21 protein-coding genes and 1 tRNA gene are annotated in these 18,123 nt (G+C 60.6%); 7 read left to right on the plus strand and 15 right to left on the minus strand.

Annotated features, from left to right (window positions below; translation table 11 throughout):
• Positions 1 to 34: 34 nt before the first annotated feature.
• Positions 35 to 748: an HAD family hydrolase gene (locus ACOYQJ_RS22910; protein WP_422908250.1), complete on the minus strand. Its 714-nt coding sequence runs from the start codon at positions 746 to 748 to the stop codon at positions 35 to 37.
• Entirely contained in the window at positions 745 to 1,029 is a 285-nt protein-coding gene (locus tag ACOYQJ_RS22915; protein WP_422908251.1) for a DUF3572 domain-containing protein, read from the minus strand. The genes ACOYQJ_RS22910 and ACOYQJ_RS22915 overlap by 4 nt, the downstream gene beginning before the upstream one ends.
• A 101-nt stretch (positions 1,030 to 1,130) precedes the next feature.
• Between ACOYQJ_RS22915 and ACOYQJ_RS22920 the strand changes: the two genes are divergently transcribed.
• A complete protein-coding gene (locus tag ACOYQJ_RS22920; RefSeq protein WP_422908252.1) occupies positions 1,131 to 2,585 on the plus strand; it encodes a diguanylate cyclase in 1,455 nt (484 codons plus the stop codon).
• A gap of 15 nt (positions 2,586 to 2,600) precedes the next feature.
• Here ACOYQJ_RS22920 and ACOYQJ_RS22925 read toward each other — a convergent pair whose 3' ends face one another.
• From ACOYQJ_RS22925 to ACOYQJ_RS22940, 4 genes are all read right to left on the minus strand, one after another.
• A complete protein-coding gene (locus ACOYQJ_RS22925; RefSeq protein ID WP_422908253.1) occupies positions 2,601 to 3,119 on the minus strand; it encodes a periplasmic heavy metal sensor in 519 nt (172 codons plus the stop codon).
• 3 nt (positions 3,120 to 3,122) lie between these two features.
• Positions 3,123 to 3,494 (minus strand): hypothetical protein, encoded by a 372-nt coding sequence (locus tag ACOYQJ_RS22930; protein ID WP_422908254.1) that lies wholly within the window; start codon positions 3,492 to 3,494, stop codon positions 3,123 to 3,125.
• Complete coding sequence (locus ACOYQJ_RS22935; RefSeq protein WP_422908255.1) at positions 3,487 to 4,074, minus strand: RNA polymerase sigma factor; 588 nt, start codon at positions 4,072 to 4,074, stop codon at positions 3,487 to 3,489. The genes ACOYQJ_RS22930 and ACOYQJ_RS22935 overlap by 8 nt, the downstream gene beginning before the upstream one ends.
• A 143-nt stretch (positions 4,075 to 4,217) precedes the next feature.
• A complete protein-coding gene (locus tag ACOYQJ_RS22940; RefSeq protein WP_422908256.1) occupies positions 4,218 to 4,802 on the minus strand; it encodes an EF-hand domain-containing protein in 585 nt (194 codons plus the stop codon).
• Positions 4,803 to 5,025: 223 nt separating this feature from the next.
• On the opposite strand from ACOYQJ_RS22940, the gene ACOYQJ_RS22945 reads away from it, so the two are divergent.
• The 6 genes from ACOYQJ_RS22945 (at position 5,026) to ACOYQJ_RS22970 (ending at position 9,132) form a co-directional block, all read left to right on the plus strand.
• Positions 5,026 to 5,412, plus strand: coding sequence for a DUF983 domain-containing protein (locus ACOYQJ_RS22945; RefSeq protein ID WP_422908270.1), 387 nt, complete (start codon positions 5,026 to 5,028; stop codon positions 5,410 to 5,412).
• Between the two features lie 16 nt (positions 5,413 to 5,428).
• Positions 5,429 to 6,142: an NUDIX hydrolase gene (locus ACOYQJ_RS22950; RefSeq protein ID WP_422908257.1), complete on the plus strand. Its 714-nt coding sequence runs from the start codon at positions 5,429 to 5,431 to the stop codon at positions 6,140 to 6,142.
• Positions 6,143 to 6,233: 91 nt separating this feature from the next.
• Positions 6,234 to 6,839 carry a heme NO-binding domain-containing protein gene (locus ACOYQJ_RS22955; RefSeq protein WP_422908258.1) on the plus strand — a complete coding sequence of 202 codons (606 nt, stop codon included), beginning with the start codon at positions 6,234 to 6,236 and terminating at the stop codon, positions 6,837 to 6,839.
• Positions 6,836 to 7,840 carry a diguanylate cyclase domain-containing protein gene (locus tag ACOYQJ_RS22960; protein WP_422908259.1) on the plus strand — a complete coding sequence of 335 codons (1,005 nt, stop codon included), beginning with the start codon at positions 6,836 to 6,838 and terminating at the stop codon, positions 7,838 to 7,840. The genes ACOYQJ_RS22955 and ACOYQJ_RS22960 overlap by 4 nt, the downstream gene beginning before the upstream one ends.
• 62 nt (positions 7,841 to 7,902) lie before the next feature.
• Positions 7,903 to 7,977: transfer RNA gene (locus ACOYQJ_RS22965), tRNA-Gln, on the plus strand.
• A gap of 534 nt (positions 7,978 to 8,511) precedes the next feature.
• Complete coding sequence (locus tag ACOYQJ_RS22970; protein WP_422908260.1) at positions 8,512 to 9,132, plus strand: hypothetical protein; 621 nt, start codon at positions 8,512 to 8,514, stop codon at positions 9,130 to 9,132.
• A gap of 447 nt (positions 9,133 to 9,579) precedes the next feature.
• On the opposite strand, the gene ACOYQJ_RS22975 is transcribed toward ACOYQJ_RS22970, so the two are convergent.
• The 9 genes from ACOYQJ_RS22975 to ACOYQJ_RS23015 form a co-directional block, all read right to left on the minus strand.
• Positions 9,580 to 10,638, minus strand: a complete 1,059-nt coding sequence (locus ACOYQJ_RS22975; RefSeq protein WP_422908261.1) for an SH3 domain-containing protein — start codon at positions 10,636 to 10,638, stop codon at positions 9,580 to 9,582.
• A gap of 39 nt (positions 10,639 to 10,677) precedes the next feature.
• A complete protein-coding gene (locus tag ACOYQJ_RS22980; protein ID WP_422908262.1) occupies positions 10,678 to 12,279 on the minus strand; it encodes a serine hydrolase in 1,602 nt (533 codons plus the stop codon).
• Between the two features lie 170 nt (positions 12,280 to 12,449).
• The gene (locus tag ACOYQJ_RS22985; RefSeq protein WP_422908263.1) at positions 12,450 to 13,400 is read right to left on the minus strand and encodes a metallophosphoesterase family protein; all 951 of its coding nucleotides are present in this window, start codon (positions 13,398 to 13,400) and stop codon (positions 12,450 to 12,452) included.
• Entirely contained in the window at positions 13,387 to 14,835 is a 1,449-nt protein-coding gene (locus ACOYQJ_RS22990; RefSeq protein ID WP_422908264.1) for a hypothetical protein, read from the minus strand. Before ACOYQJ_RS22990 ends, ACOYQJ_RS22985 begins: the two co-directional genes overlap by 14 nt.
• Positions 14,823 to 15,485, minus strand: coding sequence for a hypothetical protein (locus tag ACOYQJ_RS22995; RefSeq protein ID WP_422908265.1), 663 nt, complete (start codon positions 15,483 to 15,485; stop codon positions 14,823 to 14,825). Before ACOYQJ_RS22995 ends, ACOYQJ_RS22990 begins: the two co-directional genes overlap by 13 nt.
• Before the next feature lie 51 nt (positions 15,486 to 15,536).
• Positions 15,537 to 16,427: an SdiA-regulated domain-containing protein gene (locus ACOYQJ_RS23000; protein ID WP_422908266.1), complete on the minus strand. Its 891-nt coding sequence runs from the start codon at positions 16,425 to 16,427 to the stop codon at positions 15,537 to 15,539.
• Between the two features lie 12 nt (positions 16,428 to 16,439).
• Positions 16,440 to 17,219 carry a hypothetical protein gene (locus ACOYQJ_RS23005; RefSeq protein ID WP_422908267.1) on the minus strand — a complete coding sequence of 260 codons (780 nt, stop codon included), beginning with the start codon at positions 17,217 to 17,219 and terminating at the stop codon, positions 16,440 to 16,442.
• Between the two features lie 91 nt (positions 17,220 to 17,310).
• Entirely contained in the window at positions 17,311 to 17,769 is a 459-nt protein-coding gene (locus ACOYQJ_RS23010) for a hypothetical protein (RefSeq protein WP_422908268.1), read from the minus strand.
• The gene (locus ACOYQJ_RS23015; RefSeq protein ID WP_422908269.1) at positions 17,766 to 18,056 is read right to left on the minus strand and encodes a hypothetical protein; all 291 of its coding nucleotides are present in this window, start codon (positions 18,054 to 18,056) and stop codon (positions 17,766 to 17,768) included. The genes ACOYQJ_RS23010 and ACOYQJ_RS23015 overlap by 4 nt, the downstream gene beginning before the upstream one ends.
• Positions 18,057 to 18,123: the final 67 nt, after the last annotated feature.

Genomic DNA, 18,123 nt, shown 5'->3' on the forward strand with positions numbered 1-18,123 from the left:
TGCAGGGGGAGGTGCCTGCCCGTATGCGACGGGTTCAGTCGTTTTTGGGAGAACCGCCGCTGAGCCAAAGGGGCAGGTGGCCAATATCGGGCAGGACGACATCGGCAAACGGGCTCAGCACGTCGCGCCTGGCCGGGCCGGTCAGCACGCCAGCGGTGCGCATCCCGGCCGCGCGCCCGGCCTGAAGGTCATGGGTGCTGTCGCCGACCATCAGGATCGTTTCGGGCGCGTGGCCCATGGCATCGGCGAAGGCCAGCAGCGGCGCCGGTGACGGTTTGGCGCCAAAGCCGCTGTCAAACCCAGCGATAAAGTCGAACATGTCGTGAATGCCCGCCACGTTCAGATGGGCGCGGGCGGCCTCTTCCGTGTCGTTGGTCATCAGGCCGATGGCATAGCCTTTGGTTTTCATCTCGGAAAAGAAGGGGGCCAGCGGAATAGTCGGTGACAATGGCACATCCACGGCGGAGGCGTTGAGGAGCGCTTCGATCTCGGACAGGTTATATTCGGTCAGAACCGGCAGCAGACATTCGGCGGTCTCTTTGTTGGTGCCGGCGATCACCGGGCTGTGCGGATCAAACTGGCCGCTGTCCAGATCATACCCCGTCACTTCGGCCAGAGCGGCGCGTTTGATCGCGTTGCCGCCGGAAAAACGGTCAATCATCATGGCGGCCCAGCCGTTCCATGTCTCGCCAAAGTGAAAAAGCGTTCCGTCCTTGTCGAACAAAAGCGCGGTGATCGGTTGCGTCATGTCCAGTGAACCTGATCGCCGCCCGGAAGTGCGGCCCGGGCCCGCATGAGGCTGTCATAGGACAGGCCCTGATCATCGCAGAATGCGATCACCCAATTGTCATCCATTAACAGGAAATCAAGGATCGATCCCTGAAATGCCGGGTCTTGCAGGTTTTCCCTGAAATCGCCTTCAGAGGCGCCTGTGGCCCCTAAAAACACTGGCAAAAGCTCATCATTCGCGGCCAGCCAAGCCACAGACTGCAGGCCGATCATCTCGGCAGTTTCTCGCTCTAGCGACATTTCGATCAAATTCCGAAAGGGTTTCTTAACCAATCTCAATCAAATCTGACCCTGCAATAAAGTGCAAGCTCAGTCATGTGCCTTGCTGTAGGGTGAACTGAATGACAGGACGGATACTGGTGGTGGATGCGGTGCCAACCAATCGCATCATTCTGCGGGTCAAGCTTTCAGCGGCGTTTTACGAAGTGTCGCAGGCTGCCAGTGGACGCGCCGCGCTCAGGATGTTTCGCAAGGCGCGCCCCGACATGGTGATTGTCGCCGCGGACCTGCCGGATATGTCCGGCCGCGCGCTGATCGAAAAGCTCCGCACACTTGCTGGGGATCCCCGTTTGCCGGTTGTGATGATGCACGACGATGGTGATCCGTCTGAACGGTTGGTCTCGCTTGCCGCTGGCGCTGATGATGTCCTGTCGAAACCGATTGATGATCTTGTGATGCTGGCGCGCTTGCGGTCGCTGCTTCGGGCACGCGATGCCGAAGCGGAACTGCAATTGCGCGATGATACCCGCCGCGCCTTGGGGCTGGCAGAACAGGCGGGCGAGTTCGAGGCGCCCGCGTTGATCCGGCTGGTGCCGACTGGCAAGATGCCTGTCGCAAAATCGCTTCAGGCTGAACTGCGTCACCGGATGAAGGACAAGATCGAGCTGACATCGCCCGATGAGGCGCTGCGCATTGGCACAACGGCGCCGGATGTGGTGGTGATCCTTGAAGGCGACGGCGCGGCGGGCGAGGGTCTTTCCCTGCTGCCGCAGATGCGTTCGAACCGGGCCTTGCGGCACGCGGCGCTGATCTATGTGGCCCAGCCCGATCAGCGGCAAGAGGCGGCCAGCGCCCTTGATATGGGGGCCAACGATCTGCTGGGCGCGGGTCCGGACCCGGAAGAGCTGGCCCTTCGGCTGAAGAAACAGATTTCGCGCAAGCGGATCAACGACCGTCTCCGCTCGAACATGCAGGACGGCTTGCGGGCGGCGGTCTGTGATCCGCTGACCGGCTTGTACAATCGCCGCTATGCTCTGCCGCATCTGAACCGTCTGGCGGAACGGGCGGCGACCCAAGGGCGCGACTACGCTTTGCTGCTGCTTGACCTCGACCACTTCAAGGCGGTGAACGATACATATGGACATGCTGCGGGCGACGCGGTTCTTGAGGAACTGGCAAAGCGGTTGATCGACAATCTGCGCGCCGCCGATCTTGTTGCGCGCTTTGGCGGTGAGGAATTCCTTGTGGCCATGCCCGATGCCTCGCGCGAACGGGCCAAAACGACGGCTGAGCGCCTGTGCCAACTGATGGAAAAGCACCCTTTGACCTTGCCGGACGGACAAAAGATCCAGGTTACTCTAAGCATCGGGGTTGCCATAGGTCGCGCAGGCCGGGGCGAAGACCCCTTGCAACTGATCGACGGGGCCGACAAGGCGCTCTACGCTGCCAAACACAAGGGGCGCAACACCGTGGTCATGGCGGATACGGTCCGCGCTTTTCCGACCCGCCCGCCAGAACGCCGCAAGCCTGCCGCGCCTGCACTGGCGCAGACAGAACGGACAGCCAGAAGCCGCTAGGCCTGTGGTCTCAGGTCAGCGAGGGTTGCTTCGCTGCCAACGCTCACGCCGGTTGGCCAAATGGTTGATTTCCTCCTCCAGACGCTGCGCATAGGCGGCGCGCGCTTCGGGGGTCAGAGCGGCCAGATAGGTACCCAGAACCTCTTGGCCCATGGACTGGCGCTCGGCGGCGCGGGCGCTTTGGCGGTCAAGAACCCGCGCCATGGCGGAGGGATCGAAGGGGTCGGCACGCAGCACGGTCAGAGCGTCGCGGTAATCCTGAATCAGGTCAGGGCGGGCGCCATCCTTGCCACGTTGCGCGACAAAGCCGTCGCGCAAGGCCCGCCGCAGATCGCGGCGCTGGTCTTCGTCAAAGGCGCGCGTGTAGGGCGTGACAAAATCTCGGTCGCCATGATGGTCGCGCAGTGGTCCGCCACGCAGAAAGACCCCGGCGGCCATCCCGGCAACCGCAAGGTTCAATGCCAGCGAGGCGAACAGAAGTACACGCAGCCAGGGCCGCATGCTAGAAGGCTTCGGGCTGGTGGTCTGTGCCATGTCTTAACCTTCCATCATCGCAAGATCGTACCCCGACATGGGATCCACACCCAGCGCGTCCAACTCGGCGGCGTCGGTGCCGATGTAGGGCGACAGTTCTGCCGGTGGGTTGATGCCCAGCCAGATCCCCACCGCACAAGCCGTGGCAAGCCCTGCGGCTCCGGGCCAGCCGCCAAGCACCTGAAACAGCTGGGTGAACAATCCCGGCCCACGCGTCGCGCTGGCGTTCGGTTCCGGCATCGCCGCAAGAGCCTGCGCCTCGAGCCGCGCCATGAAGGCGCCGGAGGGCAGGGGCGTTTCATCCCGCGCCGCGTCGAAATAGGCATCGAGCCCGCCAGAGCCGGTCCAGAGGCTGTCATCCTTGCGCTCAGTCATCGTCTTCAAACCCCAGTTCAGCCCGGCGCCCCGACAGGTGCGCCTCCAGTGCTTTCTTGCCCCGCGCGGTCAAACTTTCCACAGCGCGCGGGCCTATGTCCATGATCTGCGCGATCTCGGGGTTTGCCATTCCCTCGATGTGGCGCAGAATTACCGCCTGACGCTGCCGGTCGGGCAGCTGATCCAGCGCGTTTTGCAGTGCTTCGGCGCGGGCACGGGCCTGTATCCCATCCGCCGCCGAGGGCGCGTCGTCCACCGGTTCGGGGATCGCATCCAGATCGGTCCCGCCGCGGTTCTTGCGCATCCGGTCGATGCACATATTGGCCGTCACGCGATAAAGCCAAGTGGTGACCTTGGCCTCTCCTGCGCGCCAGCTGGGCGCCACGCGCCACAGCTTGAGCATGGCCTCCTGTGCCACGTCTTCAGCCTCGGCCCGATCACCGCCCAACATACGCACGGCATGAGCAAAGACACGGGGGCCCAGACGCGCGGTCAAAGCGCGCGCCGCAAGGGCGTCGCCAGAGGCGTAAGCCTCGAGCAGATCTTCGTCGCTGCGATCGCTCATGGCGTCATAGGGCATAGTGTCCATTCCACCGCGCTACCCGGCCCGAAGGCGGGGCGCAAGAATTAGTGCCGGGCCACCCCTGCGCCTGCCCAAAACATCGGGACTGGCAGGCGGCTTTCGGGTTACGCGGGCGACCCGGCTTTGGCAGCAAATTCAGGTTAGCGCAGCCACCAGGGCGTGCGACCTTCCTTGCCACCATGGTTATGGCCTCGCTCATCGCCGTGGCCATGCCCTTGGGCGTGTTTGCCCCAGCCGCGTCCATCGCGTTCGCCATGGCCTTCACCGCCATGACGTCCCATCATGCCACGCGCCTGCTGCATTTCTTCAAGGCTGACGGCACCATCCTTGTCGGCATCGAAGCGCTGGATCATCATGCCCGGACCGCGCGCGGCGGCCTCTTCGGCGCTCAGCTTGCCATCGCCATCGGTGTCGAGGTTCCTGAACATCGCCTGACCGCGTGCCTCACGCATCCGAGCTTCGCGTTCGGCGCGCATCTTGTCACTGTAAGCGGCCATTTCCTCGGCGGACAGAAAGCCGTCACCGTCGGTATCGGCCTCGGCAAAGCGCGCAGCCTTGGCGGCGTCAAGCTCGGCTTGGGTGATCTTTCCGTCGTTGTCCGTGTCGAATTTCTCGAACATCTGTTGCATGCCTGCGCCGTCCGGCCCGCCTTTGGCCCATGCGACACCTGCGGTCCCCATCACCAAAACAAGGGCTGCGGTCATCCAGTAAGTTGCTTTCGTCATTTCAGGTCTCCTTCCTGCTCGCCTTTTCGCGTGTTTGACGATCAGCCCCGCGTTGGGGCGTCTCTGTAGGGTTTCACGGCGCAGCCCGAAGATTCCGTCGGTGGAAAAGAAACTTTTTCGAGTCGGGGCAGAATTTGCGACATCCGGACGCAAGGACATTTTGGACACTTCATTTTGCCTCTTGCCTTCTCCATCTTCTGATAGCGCGATCAATGAGGCACCGATGACCGACGAAACGATGACATCTGAACGGGAAACATGGCCCGCAGTCTGGAAGGGCTGGCGTCGGCGGTGTCCCAAGTGCGGCTCCGGTCCAATGTTGACCGGTTACCTGAAGGTTCGCGACCATTGCCCGGTCTGCCGCGAAGATCTGCACCATCACCGTGCAGACGACGGGCCGGCTTACCTGACCATTCTGATCGTCGGGCACCTCATGGCGCCAATGCTTCTGGTGGTATTCCAGACGTGGCGTCCGGAACCGCTGATCCTGTTCACCATCTTTGCGGTTGGCTGCGTGGGATTGTCGCTTTATCTATTGCCCCGACTGAAAGGGGCGATCGTGGCGTTTCAATGGGCGCGCGGCATGTATGGATTTGCACCCCCTGCTTGAGATGACTGGGGGACCCATGAGCGCCGTTACCACAGAAGTTCCTGACAAGACTGCCATTCGCAACGCATCGACGGTTATCGTCGTGCGTGATCGCGGGGACAAACCCAGCGTCTTGATGGGGCAGCGCGGGGCGAAGGCGGCCTTCATGCCAAACAAGTTCGTATTCCCCGGTGGCGCCGTGGACGAACAGGACGCACATGTGCCCTTGGCGCGCCCCTTGCCGCCGCTTTGCGCGCAGCGTCTGGAAGAGCAGAGCCAGCCCGGGGTCGCACAGGCGCTGGCAGCCGCCGCAATCCGCGAACTTTGGGAAGAGACCGGCCAAATCCTTGGCATGCCCGGCCCCTGGCCAAGCGCCGTTCCGGACGACTGGCTGAGCTTTGCCGGAACCGGGCATCAGCCCGCCGCGGATTCGCTGCAGTTCGTATTCCGGGCGGTGACACCGCCGGGGCGCCCACGCCGCTTTGATGCCCGGTTTTTCCTTGTCGATGCCGAGGCGTTGGTGTCAGACCTAGATGATTTTGACGCCGCCGCCGACGAGCTGTCGCATCTGCAGTGGATTCCACTGCAAGACGTGCGCGGTTTCGATCTGCCATTCATCACCGAGGTGGTGTTGGCCGAGGTCGCGGCTCGCCTGCACGAACCTGGCCCGCCGTCCTCGGTTCCGTTTTTTCGCAATGATGATGAACAAAGCCTGTTTCTGCGGCTGCACGGCCAACCCATGACGGACTGACCTGCAAATTTCTGCGCAATTGTACATGTTACGCCACTGTTAAGGGTGGAAGGTGCAGACTGACGGCAAGTAACAGGGTTGTCGGTTCACCATGCATGGTCTGATTTTCAAAACGTTTCAGGTCTTTGTTCAGGATACCTATGGTCAAAGACGCTGGGAGGATATCGCCGCCGAGGCCGGATTGGAAACGCCGGATTTCGAGGCTATGCTCACCTATGAACAGGCGCTTTTGCAAACCGTTGTCGGCGCGGCCGAGCGTGTGCTTGGCAAGCCTTGCAGCCTGTTTCTGGAAGACATCGGCACCTATCTGGTATCGCACCCCAATCGCGAAGGGCTCAGGCGGCTTTTGCGCTTTGGGGGTGTCGATTTCATCGAATTTCTGCACTCTTTGGATGACTTACCCGGGCGCGCACGACTGGCGGTGCCCGATCTCAACCTGCCGGAACTTGAACTGCAAGATCATGGTGCCTGCCGCTTCGTTTTGAACGTCGTCGGCAATATGCCGTCGTTTGGGCATGTGATGGTCGGTGTCATGCGCGCCATGGCCGATGATTACGGTGCCCTCGTTCTGCTGGACCACAAAGGCGGCGAGGACGGTTTGAAAGTGATTGAAATCACTGTGGTTGAAACCGCTTTCGCAGAAGGCAGGGAATTCGACTTGAGCGGGCCCGTTGCCGCCGGGAGGGCATCGGCATGACACTTTCGTCAAATGTGCTGGCGCAACTGTGCCCGATGCATGTGGTGTTGGATCCGATGGGCACCATCATTCAGGCAGGTGCAACGCTTCACAAGCTGCAGACGCCGCCTTTGAAAGATGCGCGATTTCTTGATGCCTTCGAAGTTTACCGGCCTCGCGCGGTTACATCGATGCAGCAACTTCTGGCGACGCATGGGCGTAAGCTATTCTTGCGCCTGCGCAACGAAAAACGCACCCAGTTGAAAGGCATGCTTGTGCCGGATGGCAAGGGCGGCGCAGTCATCAACATGTCATTTGGCATTTCGGTAATTGAAGCTGTGCGCGACTATGCCTTGACCAGCACGGATTTTGCCACCACCGATTTGGCCGTTGAAATGCTCTATCTGGTCGAGGCGAAAACCGCCGCGCTGAATGCCTCGCTTCATCTCAACACCCGCTTGCAGGGCGCCAAGACCGAGGCGGAAGAACGGGCCTATACCGATGGGTTGACGGGCCTGCGCAACCGGCGGGCCATGGATCGCATGCTGGAAAGGCTCAGTCGCAGCGGGCAGCCATATTCGCTCATGCACATGGATCTGGATTTCTTCAAACAGGTGAACGACACGCATGGACACGCCGCAGGCGATCTTGTCCTGTGCAAGGTCGCCGAGATCATGCTTGAGGAAACGCGAAAGGATGACATCGCAGCGCGAGTTGGCGGCGACGAATTCGTTCTCATCTTTCCCAATCTGACCAGCGAAGAGCGTCTGGCCGGGCTCGCGACTCGTATGATCGAAAAAATCGAACGGCCAGTGATCTACGATGACCGGGCCTGCCACGTATCCGCCAGCATCGGAATCAGCGTGAATGAAGGAGAGGCTCTTTACCCGGACATCATGTTGGAGCGGGCTGATCAAGCGCTGTACGGGGCAAAACGAGCGGGGCGCGCTCAGTTTTGCTTCTATGATCCTTTGGTGCATGCCGTTGAATCCGGAGGGAATTCAGCACTTGCGGGAGAATAATGATTTTTCCGCATTGGGGGCTTGATCCTCATCAAACAGCGTCGTACATACCGCGCCACAGTTGGGGTGTAGCCAAGTGGTAAGGCATCGGTTTTTGGTACCGTGTATCGTAGGTTCGAATCCTACCACCCCAGCCAGTTCTTCCTTTCATCAGGCTTTGGAAGCGTCCTGCCCCATCTAGGGTCCAAAATGCCCCTCGGAATGCCCCCGCTTATCGTTACCGGTTTGTACCCTGCTGTGAGCTTGTCCTGAGGCTCTTGGGAGGCTTTCAGCGGCCCCTGGCTTCCCACCAAAGTTTCCCTAAGTGGTACTCCTCCTAAGAGGGATAAGCACGATAATAGGTATAAGTAATGGATGAAGAGGAGGAGAAGAGAAGGTCCCTTGAGCTTGATCAGAGGCCTTCTTGCTGCTGCCCTTACTGGAGCTGATCTTGCCATGCCCCTTCCATCCCCTTGTGACTTCGCCCTGGAACTGAGGCCTGTGTGCCTGAAGCTGCGGAAGCTTGAATACCCCACGTCCAAGTGAGTGCGGGGGGGGTAGGGCCAAAGAGAGAACCATCTCTCAATAGGTATAAGTAATGGATAAGGATAGGAAGGGAGAGGGCCTTAAACCCCACCTTATGCCTCTAGTATCATTGATCTTTCTATGCCTTTCGGCTACTTGGCAACACCATGATAGACAACCCCAACTTTTCCCGCCCGATTGATGTTCATCGCTGGTCAGACCACCCGGAGGTCAAGGGCCTTGTGGAGAGGGTCTGGGAGCGAGCTGAACTGCAGGCTGTCGTTGGGGTAAAGGGGCCGAAGCCGAGAACCGCTTTCAAAAAGCAACTCAGGGTTCTGATCCTAGACCTGTATGTGGCGTGGCTGGAAGACCCTGAACTCTGTATCGGGGTTTCCATGTCCCCGAACTCGTGGAAGGTGAACTCCCGCTACAATGCCCTACACCTCTCTAAGAAGCTCATTCAAATCATCAATGCCCTCCATGATGCTGGCCTGCTGGACAAGGCCAAGGGCTTCTTTGTGAACGTAGGTTCACCGGACAACAGAACGGCGAGAATACAGGCCTCGGAGGAGCTTCAAGACTGGTTTCACGAGGCGAAGTTCGGGCGCGATGACATCACCCGGGCCTTGGGTGAAGAACTGATCGTGCTGAGAAACGACGAAAAGAAGCAAGTGGAGTACAAGGACACAGAGGCCACACATGCCATGAGAGGGGAACTGCAGGTGTACAATGCCCTGTTGGCTGGCTCGCTCATTGATATGGCAACCCTCGCTCATGCTCATCAATAACCAAAATGCCGTGAAGAGTTTTGACGTCGTCTACGACCCCGAAGTCTCGGATCACTGTCCGATTATCCTCAACGTTTAGCGTCGTTACGAAACGGCCTTTCTCCCGCAGTTGCTGGATGTCAGGAAAATCCCGCTCTACCAACCCTCGCCGTCTGAAATTGCTGCATGACGGACAAATGGCCGGTCTCGTTCAGCCGCACCGCGGCGATAGAATGCGCGATCAATGGCCGGTTTGGGCCGTCACTTCTTCTTTCCACGGTTAAAAATCTTCCAAAGCCCCCAAATAATAAGGGCTACAATGATAAGTCCTGGCAATCCAATGTTATTCAGCAAGCTCGTTTCCTCCGGTTTTTTTTGTTTGCAACAAAACCTTACGAAAAAAAGGGGCGAGGCTACAACCATATCCCCCGTTACTGGCCTATGACCCGAATGGCCGCTTTAGTGACGCTACGCTGCAAAAGGTTCAGAAGGCGAACGGCAGGTTTGGGCCTGTCCGATGAACACGATGCTGTTGTCCCCGTCGCGCGAAACCGTCATCGTGGCACCTGCGTCAGCCTGCGACTGGTCGTAGGAGACCGCATTGCCTTTCTCGAAGAAGATCACCCGGCCAGCGCCATCGGGAAAGGTGACGGTCACCGAGCCGTTGCCGTTGCCTTCTCGTTTCACGCCGAAGGTGCAACTCTGGGTCGGGCCATCCTGTCCACGCATACAGTCGATGGGGCCGGTCGCATTGAATTCGGTGCCGGGGACAAGCGCATCGGAGCCGCCGGAGGGAATGGGGATCGCGTCGGGAAGCTGCATCGCCGCGCCTTGGCCGCTGCCTTCGATCAGGAATTCGCCTGCTGCCCATCCTTCGAAGCCGGGGTCCGACAGGGTTGTGAAGCGGCACCACCTGCGTCCCTCGGCCATGCGGCAGCCGAGGTTGCGCAGCGGTGTGCCATTGGCGAGGCGCACGACGATGGTCGCCGCAGGCGACGCGCTCTGGCGCAGGTTCAGCGCCCCGCCTCTGGTCCGGACAGCCCAATAATCGGGACCGCCCTGAAGGCCGTCGGCAAAGTCGCCCTTTACGACATCTCCGGTTTCGCCGGTGATCGAGATGTCGAGGGTAAAGTCGGCCGTTTCACCTCTCCGGGCGGCGTTCCTGAACAGGAAGACCGAAATACCGTATTCTCCCGAAGTGGGCAGGACGCCGGAATACTTGTTCGTCTGGGGCTGCAATTCGCCGATGGCGAGGGCCTCGTCGCCGGGGCCGCTGCCCGGGGCGTAGAGGTTGAAATACGTCGCGCTGTTTGACGAAAGGGCAATGGTCATCGTCTGGCCAGCCTCCGCACCCAGCGTATGGAGGACAGTTTCACGGCCTGTGACACGCCCGTTGATCGTCGTTCCCGTGGACCCGGGTGGGAAATGCACCGACACGATCCGCATGTCGTCCTGAGCGACCGATGGGGCGGCGTTCAGCGACACGGCCAGCACGGTTGCCATCCAGATGAGTAAGAGCCTCTTCATGGTTGCACCTTCTTCGTTTTCCAATCGCCTATCGTGATTTCACTCGCCCCGAAGGGCGAATTGCAGCGACTGGCCGCTCGTCTCCGAGACAAGAACCAGCGTGTCGCCATCCCGTTTGAATCCGGTGACTGCCTGCAAGTCATGCTGAAACCGGTCGTCCAGCGAGTCCGGCGGACAAAGCGCCTTGGTGGACCGGCCGAGTTCCAGCGACAGGGTGTCGTCCTGCACCGTGTAATGTCCGAGGAAGCGGTTGCAGTCCGCCCCCAGAGCCAGGTCTCCGCCGTCTTGGAACGAAATCGTGTAACGCTCCGGTTCGCCGATCGTGACGGTCTGACCATCGCCGTCCAACTTCGAGACCCAGGCCCAGCGCGTTCCCGCAAGAGCGCCGATCCCATCGTCCTGCGCGTTCAACGCATCCGCCTCGTCGAGAGCGCCCAAGACCAATGTCGAGCCAAGTGACGCCAGGTTGCTGGCGGAATTCGTCCAGAGGACAAGGGATGTGTCACTGTCGCGAAACATCCCGATATCGGACTCGAACCCGAGGGTCTGGCCGCCATGCCCCCAGAACCCGCCCGGCTTTTTTCCGATCCCGATCCCGTATCGAATGAACCCCGCGCCCGCGGGGCCTCCATCCGTCATCGCGGTCAGGGTCGCCGGGTCGTCATAAAGGCTCCCGGACAGGAGACCTCGCATGAACAGGTCCATGTCCGCCGAGATCGAGAGCACGCCCCCCGCAGCCCAGCCCTGCGCCATGTTCCAGCCCGAGGTTTCGATGTCGAAGGGCGGTTGATAATAAGATCGCGGCAAGCCGAACTCGGGCGCGGGCACCGCGTTCCACAGGACCGTGTCTTTCATGCCCAAGGGATCGAAGATCCGGTCGCGAAACAGCTCTTCGAGCGGTTGCCCGGTGGTCTTTTCCAGGATCATGCCGATCAGGACGTAACCGGTGTTGCTGTAGGCCCACTGGCCCTCGGCTCCCGGATCGAACGAGGGTTCGCCGTTGTCGATCGCGAATTGGACGAGGTCTCGGGGTTCGTAGTCCCGTGCCAGAAGTCCCGGATCGGTCAAAGCGCCTTCCATGATCCCCGGCGCACCGTTGGCGGCGTTGTCCGTATAGCTGAACACGCCGGAGGTATGGTTGGCCAATTGCCGGATCGTGATCTCTTCGCCATGAGGAAGCGCGGCTGCGATGTCAGGCAGATGGGAGGCAAGCAGATCGTCAAGCGACAGCAGGCCCTCCTCGACCAGTTGCATGAGCACGACGGCCGTCATCATCTTGGTGTTGCTGCCTATCTGGAACGGCGCACCGCAGATCAGCGGCGCCCCGGTAGCAAGATCCGTGGTCCCGGCCGCGCGATGATAGGTCCAGTGCGGGGAGCGGACGAAAAGCTCTGCGCCGGGTGCGTAACCCAACATTGCGGCCGTCTCGGCCTGGTCATCAACGACCATCCGAAGAGTTGCGTCGAGCCTGGAGGCGACAGCGGCCGGCACATTCCGGTCGATCGGGCAGATGCTTGGCGCGGCCGCTCCGAGAAGAAGCAGAGCCCCGGCGACAGCCTCCTTGTCCATTTCGGCATGGACTGGCACAGCCCCCAGAGACAGGACCACGGCGGTCATTGCTGCGATTGACGCGACTTTCATATGTGCGAACTCCTGAACGCGAATCGATCCGCGCTGGATCGAACCAGGCGGCGACCTTGTCATCGTGAATAACAGGGCGGAAAAAACGCAACAATCCAGATGCCGAAACGACTATCCACAAGCCGCAAGCCCGTGCGGCAGATCGCGACGATCGCGCCCCTGCTGACGGGTCACGGCGCCTGCGGCGCGAGGTCGAGCCGCGTCAGGGCCGAGGTGCCATCCACAATTCGCGGGGGCAGGCCTGCCCAGTCCACCGGTTCGGAGAAGGTCTCGCCCTGATAGGCGGTAATGCCGATGTCTCCCGTTTCGGAAATCGCGAGCAGGGTGAAGGACGGAACGCTTCGCTTGGTCGTGCCGATCAGCCGGCGGGGGCCGCCGCCAAGACAGCCCTGACCGACAAACACCGTTCCATCCTTCCAGCCGGGATAAAATGCGTGGTGATGGCCCGACAGGTGCATGTCCAGACCGATGGACCGGAACAGGTCCTGAAGCCCGGGATCGCCGATCACCTCGGTTTCGCGATCCACCGCGAAAGGCCACAGCGGCAGATGGCTGTAGGCAATCACCGTCCCGCGGCCCGCGGCGGCAGCGCACAGACGCTGCTCCTGCCCGCCGCTGAGAGGGCCGAGGACGGTTGCGTCGAGCGAGACGAATGTCATGCCCTTCATCCGGAAAGCGTAGAAGAACGGGAAGTCACGGTCGTCGACAAAGTCCAGCTTCGGCTTTCTCAAGATCCATTCTTCCGCGAAGATCGCTCGTTCCCTCTCGAACCCGCCATAGGCGGACGCGTCATGGTTTCCCGGTGTCACCACGACCGGAATCCCGGCACGGGTCAGCGGGTTCGTGACCGTCTCGTGGAACGCGTCCCACATTGCGCGCACTTCGGGTTCGCCCAGAATCGGGCGCCGCTGTCCTGCGACCATGTCGCCGGTGGAAATCACGAGGTCGGGCGCGAGCGCGATGATGCGCTGCACCGCGACCGAGACCCGCGGGTTGTATTCCGTCGATCCGTAGGAGCCGTTGAGATCCGAAATGACGGCAACGCGCAGGACTTGGGCAGAGGCGGCCCCGCTGACAATCAGCAGCAGGACCGCGCCCAGGATGGCCCTAATTCCCGTCACAGGACACCGGACGGTCGACGACGGAGCCGGTTTTAAAGAACTCTGCCGGTTCCAGATCGAAGGTCAGCAACCCCTTGTTACAGCTGTCCCGCAAAAGACCGGCCGCCAGTGTGGTATTCCCCACGACCTGCGCCACTTCGCGCTCGGTCAGACCGAAGGAGGTCGCCAGCCAGGTCGCAATCGCGCCGCCGCCTTGCAGATCCGCGCTCAGCGCCATCAGCTTTTCATAGGTGCCCGCGTTCATGTGGCGCAGCTTTTCCAGCATTTGGGTGCTCTTGGCAAAATTCGCGTATTGCACGCGACCACCGGCATCATTGTCGTTCAGATTGGTACGCCGCAACAAAATGGCATCCGCGGGAACGGTTCCGTCGCGGGGTTCGTGGTGTTTGGCCTTCTTGTGTTCTAGTTTTCCGCCGTCGAGCCAATAGTAATAAGGGGTGAAATCGATGTTCCCAACTCTGTCCTGCTGACTGAGGATGAAGTCGAGTATCACGATCTCGGTCAACTCCTTCATCCAGTAAGCCATCTGCTGCGGCGTCACGGACTGTCCCAGGTCCTTGGCAATCTGCCGGTCCTTGCGCCCCTCAGTCAACCCATGCTCGATTGCCTCGACCAGCGGCTTGTCCGAGCGCAGGGCCAGGAATGCAGGGGTTTTCTGGAAGTCCTCGTTCTGCCCTTTTCCCCAGCCCGAAACGCGCGTGCCATTGATTTCAGTGCCATAACGATGCCCCGGGCTGCTGGTCAGCACGCCATAAATCTGGCTACGATCCGCCGTGAACAGATCATCCGTCGGCTGATAACTTTTCGGATCTTTTTCGGCGGCCACAAGAGCTCGCCAGCCCGCGTGGTTCATACGTCCACCGTGACTGCCACCGGACAACGAAAGCCCCTCGCTCCCTACTTCTGCCAAGTGCTCGCCCGCATCAATCGACCGCCACACCGTGACCGGCACCTTGACCGTCATGTCGAAATACCGCGAGAAATGATAGTAAAGCAGAGGCGAAGCAGAGAACGTGCCGCTGGTGCCCTTGGCATTCATGGTCGGCTTGAACTTGGCCAGCGTGTCGGCGGCCAGAGTGCCCGCCGACTTCCCTTCTTTGCAGGCATTGCGTTCAAACGTTGCCCGATCCCCGGCATAGGGCCCGTCGGCGATGTCGTAGATCATCGTCCCCGGACTGGTGCTCCAGGTCTTGGGGCACATGGCGACATCGGAGGGGTAGAGATCGATGGCGCAATACGCGGCCTCCTGTTCGAGGTCATCCTTGTCATACGTCCCGCCGGGCACCGGCGTGATGCGCACACAGCGTTCGGCTATCCCGTTCGGGCTCTGGTGAATGGTCTCTTCGCCGAGTACGGCATCGGAGGCGGCGACCGGCGCCGCGGCCAAGAAAAAGACCAGCGAGAGCGGCTTTGTCATGCTGGTCATTTCGGGCATATCGCGGCCTGTTGCTGTGCCGAAATCTTCAGCGAAGGGTCAACCTTGAAGTTCTTGAACTTGCCATCGATCCACTTGTCACAGCCACCGGAACAAGGCGCATCGTTGCGCGCTTCGTCCCAATAAGCCTTGGCCTTGGCCTCCGACCAGCCGCAGAACTGCACCAGCGCCATCGCCGACAGCGCGCCGGACGCGTGAACACCCCACATGCAATGCACCAGAACCGGCCCGCCATTGCCCGTGATCCTGTCATGCACCGCCTTCATCACAGCGGACGGCCGAGAAGAGCGCGCCGCTGCATAGTCGAGCGTGCCTGTTCCGCAGGACGTCTTGCCATATTCGGTATTCTTTCCGAAGTCCGCATAGAACGCGCCCGAAAAGCCCGCCTCGCAAAGTTGGGTGCGCTGCGAAGACGAGAGGCCCGTACGCGACTTGTCACCGCCCTTGAACCCAGCGCGATACATCACCCCGGACAAAACCGGTCGCACGAAGGCCAGGCCGTCGGCAGGCGATGGGTTAGACCGGGACATCATCGCTTGTTCAGACGGACCTCCCGAGCGCAGCGTGAAATCCGCCGCCGCAGGCGCGGCCCATCCAGCGATGATCACTGCTGCCGCAATACTGGCCAAGTGCCTTAGGGATTTTTTCATTGTGCAAACTCCGTTTCAAGTATCAAGCGGGCACCCCATGTGCCCAATACGTTAGTCAATCCGATATTCCAGAAGGCGAGAGTCATTTCCGTCATCGGTCACGACAAAAATCGTCTGCCCATCGACGCCAAGCGCCACGCCCTCGGCATTCGACACGCGACGCGTCTTGCCCTTGTCCTCGCGCACCAGGGCCCAGCCCCGGGCTTGAAGGGTCGACAGGCTGAAAAGGAAGATCGCCTTGCCGGTATCGCTGGTGATCCACAGAGCCTGCCGCGATGCATCCCATTCCAGACCGGACACATCAAGGTGATCGTCGTCCGCCTGATCCGAGGCAAAGCCCGCAGTCTCGGTCAGGGGGACGATCCGCCGGACCCGGGAGAGGTCAGGCTCGATCTCGATCAGCAACCGGGGCGTCCGCTCCTTCAAAACGAAGACCGTACCGGTGGCTGGATCGACAGTGATCCCTTCAAGACCGTCATTGGCATCGCTCGCCGAAAAATACATGGCCAGGTCAGCCGCGCCGTCCATCTCCTGGATGGAATGCCGTGTCACGATTCCGTCCTCCGCCAGCGCGAGGATCTCGGAGGTATCTTCCCGCACGACGAGTATGCGCCCCCCCGCCGGATCGGGTGAAACGCCTTCAAGACCAGGTTCAGACGGCAGCGACGCCTTTTTCCGGACCTTCCCCTTGTCATCGAGACGAAACACGCGCGCCGTGTCATCACTTACAGACCAGAACCCGCCTTCTTGAGCCAGTGCGAGGCCGGAGACCTCGGTGAAATCGTGCTCCTTGTCCGCGATCTTGTGGGACTGGATAAAGCGCAGGACCACTCGTTCCGGCGTATCGGGTCCGGCAAATCCGGGGGCTGCGGCACAGAAGAGTGCAGCCAGTGTCCCTGCCAGGGCGGCCTTTTGCAGAGGGGAGGGGAACAGTGGGGTCATATTTTTTTCGGTTCAGTCGATATGCCAGTCGGAGATGTCGGTTTCGCCGGTATCCATCAGCTGTCCCATCTCCCGCTCAAGCGCCGAGCGACGCATACTGCGCGGGCCGCAGACGACGAAATTGGCGACGGGCTTGTACTTGGATTTGCTCATCGAGAGTGTCTTGAATCCGCGTTGCGCCAGCGCGTCGCGCAGGGCAATCATCGCGTCGGTTGTCGCGATCTTCTTGGAAAACTGGACCTCCAGCGCGAAATTGACCGGGCTGCCGAAGGCATAGATCACTGCCCACGCGCTGACCGTCGAGATCAGCGCCACGACGGGCAGATCCAGCCCGACACACAGCCCGATCAGCGTCACGAGGATCAGGCGCATCGTGTCGGCGGCGCCGTCGTCGGATTTGAACCGCAGCAGGCCGCCAAGGCCGAAGAGCACGAAACCGATCAGATACCCATGGTGCATGATCAGGAAACCCACGACCATGCCGATCAGTCCGTAGATGAACAGGTCGCGCGGCGCGTCGAAATCCAAGCGCGTCCGACGGGATGTGAGGATGACCGGATGATAGGCGAGCGCCGCAATCATCGCGGTGCTTTCGACCAAAGCACCAAGGAATTCGAGTATTTCGACAGGTTCGCGCAATTGGTTCCAACCCCTCCCGCGCACCTCGATTTCGGGAAGGATGGAATTGCCGGCGTCGAGGATCTGCGCCTCGGCTGCGCACGCCGCAAGCCCGAGGATGGCAAGCGCCAGACCTGCCAAAAGCAGGTGCGAGGATAGAGGAAGCCTTGTCACGAGTGTGTTCACCTTATTGGAAATGCCTGGAGCGAAATCGCGCTGCCGCAGCCGGGGAAATTGGGATGCGTCCGGAGAAGCCCTCATCGCGTCATCCTTGTCGTGGTCCAGACCAATGCCACCAAGCGGAGCTGATGCAGTAGGTCGAGAGCGAGGCGCGTTGACACCACGGGAAGACGGTTTCTGCCAATTTCGGCAACGGACAGTAACTTTGTTCCGGTGCCGCACGGCTGGCCCGGCCCTTCAGCACCAGGCACAGAACCGCCAGAACGGCGAGGTTCAATAGTGTTTCAAGCACACCGATCCACGGAAGCCATGTGTCGGGGGCACCGTCAGCCCAGAGAACCCACAGAAAACCAGGCGGCACGAGGTAAACTGCCGCCAATGCGTACTGGTCCTGACCGAACAGCCCGAATATGCCAATCGCAAGGATCACGAGTACCCCGATGTAGAGACCTGGAAACAACCTGACGACAATATGCAAAGTGCTTGCAACTTTGGTAACCTTTTCAGCTCCCGAATTGAAACGGTGTCCTGCGTCCTGGTTCAAAGCGATCCTTCGTTGGTCAGCGACATCGGGCGTGACGTGCTGCCATCCTGGTAAGCGATGCACTGCCACTGCGCCCGGTTTTCGCCGACACCGACGATGACCTCCGTCCCCGATTGCGAGAAGCTGGAGCGCAGAAGAACCACGTCGGGATTTTTGGTTTCGGCCGTCACGGCACGCAGGCAGGCCTGATCGGCTTCGGTCGGTATGGAACTGCCCGTGTCTTCGACACAGCCGGCGAGCGACGAAAGCGCGGTAACCGCCGCGAAAATCTTGATAGTTCCATTCATGATATGCGCTCTCTTGGTGTTGGTTCACAAGCGTTCCTGTCGGTCAATCAATGCCCATGACGATGTT

It is taken from the genome of Pacificoceanicola algae (genome assembly GCF_049341065.1).
GTDB lineage: Bacteria > Pseudomonadota > Alphaproteobacteria > Rhodobacterales > Rhodobacteraceae > Pacificoceanicola.